This is a genomic window from Kineococcus rhizosphaerae, assembly GCF_003002055.1.
GTDB classification, from domain to species: Bacteria; Actinomycetota; Actinomycetes; order Actinomycetales; family Kineococcaceae; genus Kineococcus; species Kineococcus rhizosphaerae.
The window spans coordinates 96,774-109,935 of the sequence record NZ_PVZF01000015.1 but is presented as its reverse complement, the minus strand read 5'-3'; the positions used below and the strand labels follow the sequence as shown (position 1 = coordinate 109,935).

At 73.8% G+C, this 13,162-nt stretch carries 11 protein-coding genes; 5 read left to right on the top strand and 6 right to left on the bottom strand.

Annotated features, from left to right (window positions below; genetic code table 11):
* Positions 1–60 precede the first annotated feature (60 nt).
* Positions 61–1,353 (top strand): MFS transporter, encoded by a 1,293-nt coding sequence (locus tag CLV37_RS23445; RefSeq protein ID WP_106215070.1) that lies wholly within the window; start codon positions 61–63, stop codon positions 1,351–1,353.
* An 88-nt stretch (positions 1,354–1,441) separates the two neighbouring features.
* A complete protein-coding gene (locus CLV37_RS23440) occupies positions 1,442–3,778 on the top strand; it encodes a putative bifunctional diguanylate cyclase/phosphodiesterase (RefSeq protein WP_106215068.1) in 2,337 nt (778 codons plus the stop codon).
* Here the strand turns inward: CLV37_RS23440 and thrS are convergent.
* Positions 3,695–4,873, bottom strand: coding sequence for a threonine--tRNA ligase (gene thrS / locus CLV37_RS23435; RefSeq protein ID WP_106215066.1), 1,179 nt, complete (start codon positions 4,871–4,873; stop codon positions 3,695–3,697). The two genes, CLV37_RS23440 and thrS, sit on opposite strands and share 84 nt — an antisense overlap.
* A 312-nt stretch (positions 4,874–5,185) precedes the next feature.
* Here thrS and CLV37_RS23430 point away from each other — a divergent pair, with 312 nt between their 5' ends.
* From CLV37_RS23430 to CLV37_RS23425, 3 genes are all read left to right on the top strand, one after another.
* Positions 5,186–6,439, top strand: a complete 1,254-nt coding sequence (locus CLV37_RS23430) for an RNase A-like domain-containing protein (RefSeq protein WP_106215064.1) — start codon at positions 5,186–5,188, stop codon at positions 6,437–6,439.
* Positions 6,436–7,311 carry a hypothetical protein gene (locus CLV37_RS27850; protein WP_170127462.1) on the top strand — a complete coding sequence of 292 codons (876 nt, stop codon included), beginning with the start codon at positions 6,436–6,438 and terminating at the stop codon, positions 7,309–7,311. Before CLV37_RS23430 ends, CLV37_RS27850 begins: the two co-directional genes overlap by 4 nt.
* Before the next feature lie 62 nt (positions 7,312–7,373).
* Positions 7,374–8,138 carry an IclR family transcriptional regulator gene (locus CLV37_RS23425; RefSeq protein WP_170127461.1) on the top strand — a complete coding sequence of 255 codons (765 nt, stop codon included), beginning with the start codon at positions 7,374–7,376 and terminating at the stop codon, positions 8,136–8,138.
* Here the strand turns inward: CLV37_RS23425 and CLV37_RS23420 are convergent.
* The 5 genes from CLV37_RS23420 to CLV37_RS23400 form a co-directional block, all read right to left on the bottom strand.
* Positions 8,124–8,381 (bottom strand): hypothetical protein, encoded by a 258-nt coding sequence (locus tag CLV37_RS23420; protein ID WP_106215060.1) that lies wholly within the window; start codon positions 8,379–8,381, stop codon positions 8,124–8,126. The genes CLV37_RS23425 and CLV37_RS23420 overlap by 15 nt on opposite strands.
* 32 nt (positions 8,382–8,413) lie before the next feature.
* Entirely contained in the window at positions 8,414–9,751 is a 1,338-nt protein-coding gene (locus CLV37_RS23415; protein ID WP_106215058.1) for a TRAP transporter large permease subunit, read from the bottom strand.
* Positions 9,748–11,100 (bottom strand): RraA family protein, encoded by a 1,353-nt coding sequence (locus CLV37_RS23410; RefSeq protein ID WP_106215056.1) that lies wholly within the window; start codon positions 11,098–11,100, stop codon positions 9,748–9,750. Before CLV37_RS23410 ends, CLV37_RS23415 begins: the two co-directional genes overlap by 4 nt.
* Positions 11,101–11,274: 174 nt before the next feature.
* Positions 11,275–12,525 (bottom strand): glycoside hydrolase family 32 protein, encoded by a 1,251-nt coding sequence (locus CLV37_RS23405; protein WP_106215054.1) that lies wholly within the window; start codon positions 12,523–12,525, stop codon positions 11,275–11,277.
* 7 nt (positions 12,526–12,532) lie between these two features.
* Positions 12,533–13,141 (bottom strand): TetR/AcrR family transcriptional regulator, encoded by a 609-nt coding sequence (locus CLV37_RS23400; protein WP_106215052.1) that lies wholly within the window; start codon positions 13,139–13,141, stop codon positions 12,533–12,535.
* Between the last annotated feature and the right edge of the window lie 21 nt (positions 13,142–13,162).

The window sequence follows — 13,162 nt, the reverse complement described above, 5'->3', positions numbered from 1 at the left end:
GGCCTCGGGCCACCACCTCCAGGTCAGCACGCAGGGACAGCCACGAGGGGCAACAGGTCAGTGACACCGGCAGCCGCCGAAGCCAGCGCAGAACCCACCACCGCCAGAACCACCCCGGGCCGGGCGACCTTCGCCGCCCTGCGGGTCCGCAACTTCCGGGTCTACGCCACCGGCCAGGCCTTCGCCAACACCGGCGTCTGGGTGCAGAACATCGCGCTGGACTGGCTGACCCTGGAACTGACCGGGTCACCGGCCGCCGTCGGCCTCACGATGGCGTTGACGTTCCTGCCCATCCTGCTGTTCGGGATGCACGGCGGGATGATCGCCGACCGCTACCCCAAGCGGAACATCCTGCTCGTCACCCAGGCCTGCAGCGCCACCGTCGCCACCACCCTGGCGGTGCTCACGATCAGCGGGCACATCACCGTCGGCGCCATCTACGGCCTCGCCCTGGTCACCGGGTTCATCATCGCCCTCGACAACCCGACCCGGCAGTCGTTCGTCGGCGAGGTCGTCCCGCCGCAGCACCTGCGCAACGCCGTCGCCCTCAACGCCGCCGTCTTCCAGACGACCCGCCTCGTCGGCCCGGCCCTGTCCAGCGTCCTCATCGGGACCGTCGGCTCCGGCTGGGCGTTCGCCGTCAACGCCCTCCTCTACGTCGGCCCCACCATCACCCTCGCCTCGCTGCGGACCGCCGAGCTGCAGCCCGCCCCCGCCGTCCCGCGCGCCAAGGGGCAACTGCGCTCGGCCCTGAGGTACGTCGCCGAACGCCCGCACGTGGGCTGGACCATCGCCCTGGTCGGCGTCTTCGGCACCTTCGGCCTCAACTTCCCCGTGGTGCTCACCGCCATGGCCTCCGAGACGTTCCACTCCGGGGCCGGGCTCTACGGGACGTTCAACATCGTCCTGGCCGTCGGGTCCATCGCCGGGGCCCTGATCGCCGGGGGCCGCAGCCACTCCAGGCTGCGGCTCATCCTGCTGCTCGGGGCCGCCTTCGGCCTCGCCCAGACGCTCGCGGCCCTCGCCCCGAACCTCGGCACGTTCACGGTCACGCTCGTGCTCATGGGCGTCACGAACCTGGCCTTCCAGGCCATCGCGAACTCCTCCGTGCAGCTGTGGGTCGACCACGAGTACCGCGGCCGGGTCATGGGGCTGTACGCCCTCGTCTTCATGGGCGGCACGCCGCTGGGCGGCCCCCTCGTCGGCTGGATCACCGAGCACGTCGGCGTCCGCGCCGGGATGGCCGTGTGCGGGATCGTCCCGCTCGTCGCCGCCGTCGCCGTGGCCGCCGTCCTGGCCGCGCAGCCGGTGCTGGCCCGCCGCCGGGCGGGGCACGCCGCCCTCGTCGGCTGAGGTCCTGGCGGGGCGCAAGGGTTGGCGCGGTGCACAGGACAGGGCTCCCACGCCTCAAGGGAACGGGCCCTGCTACCGAAAGAACGGTGTGCCCACCAGCTCCCGCTCCGCCTGGCGCCGGCGCACACCCCGGACCCTGCTCGCCCTCGCCGGCGCCGGCTGGGTCCTCTACCTGGTCCTGACCCTCCTCGCGCACTCCCACGGCCCGGCCCTGGACACCTGGCTCGGCTCGGGCGTCGAGCTCCTCGCCGTCACCGCCCTGTGGCTGCGGGCCCGCGTCGACGACGGCGAGGCGCGCGCCTGGCGCGAGTTCGCCGTCGGCTGGACCTGCTACACCGCGACCGAGATCGCCGTCGACGTCCTGCAGAACGTCGTGGGCGACGTCCCGCTGACCGCCCTGGAGGCCGGCTACGTCGTCGGGTACCTGTTCTGGCTGCGGGGCATCGGCGCACTGCTGTGGCCCCACCGCGTGCAACGGCGCAGCTACGTCCTCGAGATCGCCACCGTCCTCGTCCTGCTCGCCGCCGTCATCGCCCGGTTCGTCGCCCCGCCCCTGGCCCACCTCACGGGAACCCCGCTGCTGAACGTCGGCTGGTGGCTGTACCTGCCCTTCGGCGACCTCATCGTGGCCGCCTGCGCGGGTGTCGTCGCCGCCGGCCGCGGCCGTGACCACCGCTGGTGGGCGCTGACCGCCGGGCTCACCGTCTTCGCCGCCGGCGACGTCGGCTACTCCGTCGTCCTCGTCTGCAGCGGCGGGACGGCCGTCACCTTCGGCCTCGGCTTCGACGTCGCGTGGGTCGGCGGGCTCGTCGCCGTCGCCGCGACGTCCTGGCTGGCCCCGAACCCGCGACGGTCCACGGCCCGCGACGGGCGCTGGCTGTACGTCCTGCCCGTCGTCTGCGTGCCCGTCGCGGCGGTCGTCCTGTTCCTCGTCGCCCTCGGCCGGCCCGACCCGTTCAGCGCCAGCCTGGCGTTCGTCGCCCTCGTCGGCGGGGTCGGGCTCCTCGTCGGCGGTCAGCGGGAACTGCTCACCCTCACCGCGTTCCGGCAGGCCGCGCTCGTCGACGACCTCACCGGCGCCGCCAACCGCCGCGCCCTCGTCGAAGCGGTCACCGCCCGCGTCGAGGCCGCCGAACCCTTCGCCCTGGCCCTCGTCGACCTCGACCGGTTCAAGACCGTCAACGACTCCCTCGGCCACGGCGCCGGCGACGACCTGCTGCGCCAGGTCGTGGCCCGGCTGCGCGCCACGTTCCCGGCCGACGCCCTCGTCGCCCGGCTCGGCGGCGACGAGCTCGCCGTCCTGCTGCCCGGGCCGGAGGAGGGCCTCGACACCGTCCGCGCCGCCCACCCCGCGATCAGCGGCAGCTACACCGTCGGCGGACGGCGCATCCACGTCGGGGCCAGCGTCGGCGTCGCGGTGCACCCCCGCCAGGCCGAGACCGCGGCCGACCTCCTGCACGTCGCCGACCTCGCCCTGCTGAGCGCCAAGGAGGGCGGCGACCGGGTCGCCGGCCACGACGCCGGCGCGCTCGGCGGGGTCCGCGGGGAACTCCTGCTCGTCGAGCAGCTGCGGGTCTGCCTCGGGCTCGACACCGAGGCCGACGCCGACGACCACCTGCGCGCCGGGAACCTGCTGCTGCACTTCCAGCCGCAGGTCCGCACCGACGACGGGACCGTCGAGGGCGCCGAGGCGCTCGTGCGCTGGCAGCACCCCGACCACGGCCTCATGCCGCCGCTGACGTTCCTCGGGCTCGTCGAACGGCACGGGCTCATGCACGCCCTCACCGGCTGGGTCCTCGACGAGGCGTTGCGCGTCGCCTCCGCCTGGCACCGCGACGGCCGCGGCGTGCGGGTCGCGGTGAACCTGTCCGCCACGAACCTCGCCAACCCCGCCCTGCCGGCCCGCGTGTCCGCCCTCCTGCACCGCCACCACGCCCCGGTCGACGTCCTCGCGCTGGAGATCACCGAGACCGTCGCCATGGAGGGCTCGGCCGGCAGCCTCGCCGTCCTGCGCGAGTTCTCCGAGATGGGCCTGTCCCTCAGCATCGACGACTTCGGCACCGGCTACTCCTCCCTGGGGTACTTCCGGCAGCGGGAGTTCGACGAGGTCAAGCTCGACCGCAGCTTCGTCACCGGCATCGGCACCGACCCGCGCGCCGAGGCGGTGATCGTGTCGACCATCGAGCTCGCCCACCGCCTCGGCGCCCGCGTCGTCGCCGAGGGCGTCGAGGACGAGGAGACCCTGCGCGAGCTCACCCGCCTCGGGTGCGACCTCGTCCAGGGCTACCTCCACAGCCGTCCCGTCCCCGCCGCCGCGTTCGAGCGCTGGTGCGACCAGAGGTCACCGTCCGCGGCGGACGACCTCGCCGAGCACCGCGTCGAGGAACTCCTGCGCCGGAACCTGCCGGCCGTCGACCGCCACTGAACCGTCCGCCACCTCCGCGTCGCCCACGACGACGACGTGCGGCACCCGCCGCGCCCGCGCGTCCCGCACGCGCCGGTTCAGCGGACCCACCTCGTCGACCTCCACCCGCAGACCCCTCGCACCGCGGGCGATCTCGCGGGCGCGCTCGCCGTGGCGCTCCCCGCTGACCGGCAGGACCCGCACCTGCACCGGGGACAACCAGGTCGGCAACCGGCCGCCGTCCTGCTCCAGCAGCATCGCGACCAGCCGCTCCATGGAGCTCAGCAGACCGCGGTGCACCATCACGGGCCGGTGCCGGGCGCCGTCCGCGCCGGTGAACTCCAGGCCGAAGCGCTCGGGCTGGACGTGGTCGACCTGCACGGTCGACAGGGTCTCCTCCCGGCCGGCCGCGTCGGCCACCTGCACGTCGACCTTGGGGCCGTAGAACGCCGCCTCCCCGGGGGCGACGTCGTGGGGACGGTCGCCCAGGGCCTCGCGCAACTGCCCCTCGGCCCGCTCCCACAGGGCGTCGTCGCCGAGGTAGGAGCCCCCGGGGCCCCGGACGGACAACCGGAACCGCGCCACGCGGATCCCCAGGACGGCGTACGCCTCCTCGATCGCCGCCAGCGCGATCCGCACCTCCTCGACCACCTGGTCCGGACGGCAGAACGAGTGCGCGTCGTCGAGGCTGATCTGCCGGACCCGGCGCAACCCCATGAGGACACCGGACAGCTCGCTGCGGAACATCGACCCCAGTTCCGCGTACCGCACGGGCAGGTCCCGGTGGCTGTGCGGGCGCGCGGCGTACACCTGGGTGTGGTGCGGGCAGTTCGCCGGGCGCAGGACGTACTCCTCCGCACCGACCCGGACCGGGGCGAACATGTCGGCGGAGAACTTCTGCCAGTGCCCCGACCGCTCGAACAGTTCTCGCTTGGCCAGGACGGGTGTGTTCACCCGCCGGCACCCGCTGCGCAGGGACAGTTCCAGGGCGAACCTCTCCAGCTCACCGCGGACGGTCCCGCCGTCCGGCAGCCACAACGGCAGACCGGGACCGACGAGCGGTGAGGTGTCGAAGAGGTCGAGCTCACGGCCTCGGGACGAGTGGTCGTCGTTCACGGAGTTCCTCCTGCTGGTCAGGGGGTGCCCGGGAACGAGGAGAGCCCCGGGGAAACCCCCGGGGCTCGTCTGCTTCAGCTCAGCGCTGACCGCGACACCGGGAGTGGACCGGCGTCGTCGTGCGCTGCTGGCTGAACTTCACGGACCCACAGTGGCACGCCGGCGCACGCCCTGTCGAGCGTTTCCGCGCCGCCCGGTGACGGTGCGTCGGCGGTCCGGACCGCACCGTGCCGGTGAGGAACCGCCCTGTGGACGGTCTCCCGGGCGTCCGGGCGATCCGGGCTACGTTCCGCGGACCGGGAGGAGGTGCACGTGGACGAGTTGTCGACGCTGTCGACCGCGGCGGCCGACGCCGCCGCGTCCGCGGCCCGCGCCGCGGCGGTGCAGGCCGACGAGATCGGCCGCCGCGTCGCCGTCGCCGTCGGGCAGCTCGGCGGGTGGTACGGCCTCGCCCGCGACGGGTTCGACGACCGCGTCGCCGAACTCACCGACCACCTCGGGACGCTGACGTTCACCGCCGCTGCGGGCGCGATCCTCATCGAGGGGTACTCCGCCGAACTGGGGATGCTGCAACGCCGGCTCGCCGGGATCGACACCGCCCTGGCCGACGTGCAGGCCCGCGTCGACGCCGGGGTCGGGGACCTCGCGACCTTCCACGCCGACTGGGCCGAGCTCGACCACTGGCAGGCCAGCCGCCGCGCCGTCCTCGCGGCGTTCGACGAGGTGACCGAGTCCTTCGCGACCCGGTTGCTCGCCGTCGTCGACCACGTCGAGCACCGGCCCCGCCGCCTCGGCGAGCACGTCGACGACGCCGCCCGGACCCTCGCGGACTCCGCGCGCGACAGCGCCTACCTCGCGGCCGGCTGGGCGTGGGACGCGCCCGGGTGGACGGCCGCCGTCCGGCAGACGCCCGCCGCCCTGCTCGACAGCGCGGTGCACCCCGTCCGGACCCTCGCCGACGCCGTCGACTGGGACGACTGGTCCAGCGGGCGCTACGGCGCCGGAGTCGCGACGCTCGGGACGGCCGTCGTCGGGCGGGGCATCTCGCGGGGCGGGCGTCTCGGGAAGGTGCTGCCCGAGGGGCACCGGTGGGCGAAGTACCTCGACGCGGACGGGAAACCGCTGCCGCAGAGCGTGGAGGAGTTGTACGCGGGAGTGGACCTGGGGCGCAGCGAGGTGTTCGCGAGGGGTCACACGCTGGGACGGCACGTCGAGGTGGACGACGAGTTCCTCGAAAGGAGGCTGCTGACGGGGGAGCTCGAAGACGGGAGATCGGCCAAGAAACCTCCTCCCGTGGCGTCGCGCTTCACCGATCAGACGACAGCCGAGGACGTCATCACCGCGGCGTTGCGTCTGCAGTCCGAGAAGGTCAACCACGACATCGACGACGGCCTCCGCCGCAGCGAGGTCGTGGCCCCTGCACCAGCCGACGCCGGCGTGGTCTGGGCCCTCGGCGCTGACGGTGCGCCCGTGAACGTTCCGGTCGCACAGGTGAGAATCGTGTTGGCCGAAGCTGACGACGGTTCGTGGTACGTCGAGACCGCTTTTCTGGAAGGAGTGTCGTGAGGAACCATCCGATGTCCCTGGCCGGTTACGGGGAGTTGGAGCACTACCTCTGCGCTCGGGAGGCGCTGGAGGACGTGCTGACGAACAACCGCGGTGACTTCACCGGTTTCCGCGACCACTGGCGGCAGGTCCTCGACCACGCCCGCGCGGGGGACTTCGCAGGGGTGATGCAGCGCGAGGGGCGAGTCAACCTCGTGGACCCGCCCGAGGGCACCTCGTGGGCGCGCTGGGCGGAATGGGTGGACCTGCGGCTGACGGAGGTCGCTGCCGACCCCTCGACGCTCGCACCCTTGCCCCGGCACCCGCCGTCGCCGATCGTGCGTGAAGGGCTGCTGGACCCTGCGGAGCAGGAGACCGTCCGTCGGGTCCTCGCCGAGGCCCCTCTTCCCGAGCTCGCCGGTCGCCGGGACTACCTCGTTCTGGAGGCACCGCACACGATCGGTGTCGCGCGGCAGCTCGACCGTGCGACGGGGCAGGTCTCCGAGAGGCCGACCCGCCGGATCGGCGTCGTCCTCGAACGGCGCGACAGCGTGCGGGTCGTCAACCTGCACGCCGCCGACGCGGAGGCGGTGGTGCCTCCCGAGGAGGTCAGGGAGCGCTGGCCGGTGCTGGGGGCCGCCTTCGGCGGGTGGTTCAGTCAGAACCTCGTCCCCGAGGAGGACTCGCCATGGTGGCAGCAGGTGGGGATGCTCGAACAGGAGACCGACGAGCGCCTCGCCCTCCTCGCCGCGGAGATCACCGACCTGCTCACGCTGGACGACTCCGACGTCCACGCGGTCGTCGCCTCCGCCGGGTGCTACGTCGAACCCGTCCACCTGCGGCTGTGGCTGCAGTGGATGGCCTGGCGCATCGGGTACTTCGACTGGAAGTGAGACCGCCGTCCGCCGGGGACGTCCGGGGACGGCGCGGGAACGGCATCGTGGATGATGGCCCGGTGGCCGAGCAGACCTCTTCGACGATGCGTTCCCTGGACCGCAGCCTCGACGTCCTGGACGCCCTGCAGCGGGGGCAGGGACCGTTGCGCCTCAGCGACATCGCCCACAGCACGGGCCTGACGCTCCCGACGGTCTCCCGCATCCTGGCCACCCTGCAGTCCCGCGGCTACGTCGCGGCGGAGGGGCGCAGGTTCCGCGTCGGCCCGTCGGTCCTCGCGGCCGCGCACTCGTTCCTCGTGAACGACCGGCTCGTCGGCGGGGCGCGCCCCTACCTGCAGGAACTCGCGGCGGCGACCGGGCTGACGTGCTCGTTGTACGAGCGCGTGGGTTTCGACCGGGTCCTCGTGGCGCGCGTCGACGGGGCACGGCCCCTGCGTTACGAACTCCCCATCGGACGCCGGCTGCCGCTGCACCTGGGGGCGGGGAAGGCGATCTCGGTGGACTTCGACGCCGAGGAGCTGGACGCCCTCGCCGAGCACCTCGACCGGTTCCCGGACGTCAGCGGCGTCCCGCTCGACCGCGGGGAACTCGAACGCGATCTGGAAACGCTGCGCCGCAACGGTTTCCACGTCTCGGTGAGTGAGCGGGCCGCTGGTGTCATGGCGCTGAGCGTTCCCGTGCGGACGCCGGCCGGGGAACTGCTGGGGGCGCTGTCCCTCGCCGGCCCGGCCGAGGGGCAGTCCGTGGAGGAACTGCGGGCACGGGCCGGCGAGGTGGCGCGGACGGCCTTCGCGATCGGCGAGAGCTTCTCACGCGGCCTGTGACGCGCCGTCCTCCACCTCGGAGGGGGTGCCGGACGGCGTCCGGGCGTAGCTGAGGACGAACGCCAGCAGTCCGGCGACGCTCGCGGAGATCAACGTGGGCGGCCCGACGACCTCGGGGACCGCTTCGAGCCACGCGCCGCGGCCCAGGACGAGGGCCACGGCCTGGGCACCGACGAGGACGATCCCGCCGAGGACGAGCAGCACGGTGGCGAGGGTGAACAGGGAACGGACGATCCGGAGCATCGGTCAACTCACCTTCGAGTCGCGGGAACGGGTCAGACGGGCAGGGCGCCCAGGCTGATGAACACGCCGATCGCGAGGATCGGCAGGCAGAAGTAGCCCACGAGGGGTTTGAACGTCTTGCCCGGGTCGGCCCCCGCGATGCCGCTGGCGACGTAGATGGGCGCGGCTGACGGCGGCGAGGCGCCCTCGGTGGAGGCGAACACCAGGACGGCGGTCGCCGCCACCGGCGCCGGGACGCCGGCCCCCACCAGGGTGGCGACCGCCACGGGCCCGATCGCCGCCATCGTCGCCGACCCCGTCAACGGGATGGCGACGGCCACGACGAGGACCCCGACGCAGATCGCGAGGATCCACAGGGGGGCGTCGAGCCGGCTGAGCAACGAGGTGAGCTGCGCGGGCAGGCCGAGGCTCGCCAGCGCCCCGGACGCGGCGAACGCCGCGACGATCGTCACGCCGACCACGCCGATGCGGGGGGCGCTGTCGCCCAGCAGGGTCCACCACTGCGCCGGGCGCTTCGGCAGCGCGTCGCGGCCGAGGAACGCCACGAGCACGGTGAGCAGCACGGGGATCCACAGGACGAGGCTGATCGCGTCGCCGACGTCGACCCCGGTCCAGGAGTTCAACGCCCGGCCCGTCGGCCCGAGCGTCAGGGCGACCGGGACGGCGATGGCGACGAGCAGCAGCAGCGACGTCCAGCCGACCCGCACGCTGCGGCGCACGGGCAGCAGGTCCGCGGGGTCCATGGCCTGGATCCCGTGCCGGCGGACGATGACGAACGCGGCGACGAGGCGGTACACGAGGCACCAGGTGCCGGCGACGAACAGCGGGACGACGATCTCGTCCGCCGACATCAGCTGACTCACGCCGGCGGAGCCGACGAGGATGAACATGGTGCCGCTGAACGGGAACGTGATCCCCATGCCGGCGCAGCCGGCCACGACCGTGGCGGACATCGCGGGGGTGACGCCCGACCGCTTCATCCACGGGATCGTGATGGACCCGACGGCCGCGGTGACGGCGGCGCCGATGTGGGCGATGGAGGCGAACGCCGCGCCGCCGAGGATGCTCGTGTAGACGGGGCCGCCGCGGACCCGGCCGAGCAGGGAGTTCAGGATGTCGATGAGCCGCAACAGGATCGGGGTCCGGCTCAGGACGTGGCTGGCGACGACGAACGCGATGGCCGCGTAGGTCACCTCCTCCTGCATGGCGTCCAGCACCGAGGTGCCCAGGACGGTGAGGAAGTCGCCGCCGGCGAAGGCGGTGACGACGAGCAGGCCCACGAGCATGGCCTCGCCGATGTTCCGCTTGAGCGCGGCGTTCCAGACGATGATCGACGTGATGTAGGCCGCGAGGGCCCAGATCGCGGTCACCGGAGGTTCCCGCTCGCCACGATCGCGGCGCGGCGGCGGGCTTCGTCGGCCTGGACGGCGAGGGCGGCGGCGAGGGTCCGCTCGGCCTCGGCGGCCGGCACGACGACGACGCCGTCGGGGTCGCCGACGACGAGGTCACCGCGGTTCACGACGATCCCGCCGACGGCGACGGGGCGGCCGGCCCAGCCCGGCCCGTTCTTGTAGGGGCCGGCGGGGGAGGCGCCCAGCGCCCAGACCGGGAAACCCAGGGCGGCGAGTTCCTCGACGTCGCGCACGGCGCCGTCGAGGACCATGCCCCGTACGCCCTTGACGCGGGCGCGTTCGGCGAGGAGTTCGCCCATGAGCGCACGGTCGGGGTCCCCCTGGCCGTCGACCACGAGGACGTCGCCGGGTTCGGCGATCTCGAGGGCGGCCAGGATCCCGATGTTCTCGCCCTTGCGGCAGAACACGGGCAGGGCGCGTCCGACGACGCGGGCGCCGGGCCACACGGCCCGGATGCGGCCCGCCAGCAGGCCGAGCCGGTCGCGGGCGTCGCCGACGTTCGCGACGGGGACGTCGGCGTAGGCGGTGAGCAGCCCGTCCTCGAGGCGGTGCTCGTCACGGGCCGCGCCCAGGTGCAGGTCGGCGTTGGCGAGGGTCATGGTCGGGCTGACGCCGAGGTCGCGGAGCATCTGCGCGGCGGCCTGGGACTCGTGGCTGCGGCGGACGGCGTGCTTCACGGTGCCCGTCGCGAGGCGGTCCATCCAGGCCGCACCCCCGGCCAGTTGCGCGGCGACCTGCTCGCGGACCCAGTCGAGGTCGCCCGCGGCCTCCCCGGCGGCGAGGGCTTCCACGACGAGGGCGCCGAGGCCCTTCATGAACACGCTGCGCAAGAGCTTCCGCTGGGCGGCGGCGCCGGCCTCGGCGTCGAGCACCTCGACCTCGGCGCCGAGGGCGCGGAACTGCTCCGCGGTGGCCCGCGCGCCGGTCCCGGAGACCACCAGCGCGGTGCGGGCGCCGCCTTCGGGCACCGACCCCACGACGGCGACGTCGGCGAAGGGCGTGGCGCCGGCCTGGGCCGCGAGGCGGCGCTTGAACGCCGGGGCGGCCGAGTTCATCTCGACGTAGACCGCGTCGGGGCGCAGGTGGGGCAGCGCGGTCCGGAACACGTCCTCGCCGTGCGCGGCCCCCGTGAGGCCGAGGACGAGCGTCGCGTCGGCGACGGCTGCGGCGACGTCGGCGGCGCGCGTGGCGCCGTCGGGAGTGGGGACGCCCGCGGGGTCGAAACCCACCACGGGCCGGCCGGCGGCCAGGAACCCCTGTGCGTAGAGGGACCCGGCTTCTCCCAGGCCCAGGACGGCGACGGTCATCGACTACCTCCTCGTAGCTCGGCGGACGTCCAATCTTTCATAGAGTGGAAGTCACTAACGCTAGAAGGTAGTCTGCGGCTGACGAGGGGGTCAGGTCAACCCGTGACGACGAAGCGGCGGCCCCCGGCCGAGGCCGGGGACCGCCGCTCAGGCGTGCGGGTCGGAGGGGGCGGGTCAGCGGGCGAAGATCGTCGTCCTCGCCGTGCCACCCGTCCGCACCTCCCGGTAGGGCTGCGCGGGGAACACGAGCTGCGTCACCGCGACGGACCCCGCGAGGACCTCCACGGAACACCGGTCCAGGAACACCGAGAACTCCGCCACGCCGGACGGCAGGGGAACCCGGTCGACCCGGGCGAAGTCCGGGTGGAAGTCGACGGACCCCGAGGCCCGGCGGTCCACCACGAGCGACCCGTCCTCGACGGCCAGGCGCAGGACGTCCGGTCCCGCGGCGAACTCCCACGAGGCGTCGCCGTCGAACCCGCACCGGACCAGGGCGACGGGCGGCAGGTCCGCGACCTCGCGGGAGAAGGCCGAGCGCACCTCGGGGGAGAACTCCTGGACGAGCACCGGGGCGCCGTCCTCCCACGCCAGCGAGAGGTCCCGCGGCGCCGTCATCGCCCCCCGCCACGGCGTCGTCGGCGTGGCCCCGGCGTACGTGGGTTGCGCCATCCAGCCGACGAGGACCCGGCGGCCGTCGGGGGCGTCCGTCCACGTCGAGACGGCGTAGCAGTCCGGGCCCACGTCGAGGAGCCGGGGCGGACCACCGGTGAACGTCGCGCCGTCGAACGAGCCCACCCGGTGGACCACGCGGGAACCCTCGGCGTCCTGGACGCTGAGGACCAGAACCCAGAACTCCTCCGTCCCCAATCGCAGCGGGAACAGGTCGGGGCACTCCCAGATCCCCACCCCGGGTTCGTCGGTGAACGCGCCGACCGGCGACCACGTGCGCAGGTCGTCCGAGGCGTACACGAGCAGTTCCCGGGCGTCCGCCTCGACGACGACCATCCGCCAGGAGTCGCCGTACCGGAACACCTTCGGGTCGCGGAAACCCGTCGAGCCGCGGTCCAGCACCGGGTTCGCGGGGTCCTTGACGAAGGTGGTCCCGTCCTCGCTCCACGCCAGCGACTGCGCCTGCCGGCCGTCGTCGTACGCGCTGGTGTAGACCGCCGCGAGCCGGCCGTCGTGGACGACGGCGCTGCCGGAGAAGATCGCCTCCGGCCCCTCGTGGCGGATCGCGACCGGGTGGTGCTCCCAGGTGAGCAGGTCCCGCGACGTCGCGTGCCCCCAGGACATGTTCCCCCAGTCCGCGCCGTGCGGGTTGTTCTGGAAGAACAGGTGCCAGAGGCCGTCCCGGACGATCAACCCGTTCGGGTCGTTCAGCCAGGTGTCCTCGGCGGTGAAGTGCGCCAGCGGCCGGAAGTCCACCCCTCGATCATGCCGTCGCCGGGCGCGCGGTGAGAAGGGCGGCCTCCAGCAGCGGGACGAGCTCGGCCTCGACGTCGTCGAGGGGGGCCGTCGAGCGGTGCGCGCGGGCCAGGACGAGGGAACCCTGCAGCGCCGTCTGCACGAGCGTGGCCAGGGTCCGCGCGCGCCCGGCGGGCAGGCCCGGGCGTTCGAGCAGGGTGGCGAGGTCCGCGTGCCAGGAGGAGAACCGGTCGTGGACGGCCGCGCGCAGGGCGGGGTTGTCGGCGCTGGTGTCGACGGTCGTCGCGGCGAACGGGCAGCCGCGGCGGAAGTCCTCGTCGCGCAGCGTCGTCCGCCAGCCCTCCAGCACCTGCCGCACGACGTCGACGGGGTCCCCGCCGTCCGCGAGCGCCGCGCGCAGCACGCGCCGGCTGGCGGTGTCGGCCTGGGTGAGGGCCTCGGCGACGAGCTGGTCCTTGCCGCCGGGGAAGTAGTGCTGCAGCGAGCCGCGGGGCGCGGCGGCGTGCGCGACGACGTCGCGCATCCCGACGCCGTGGACGCCGCGTTCCTGGATGAGTTCGCGGGCGCTGGTGACCATGCGCTCGCGGGCCGAGGGGGTTGCCGTCGTTGTGTCCATGACAGTCGTCATGCTACAACG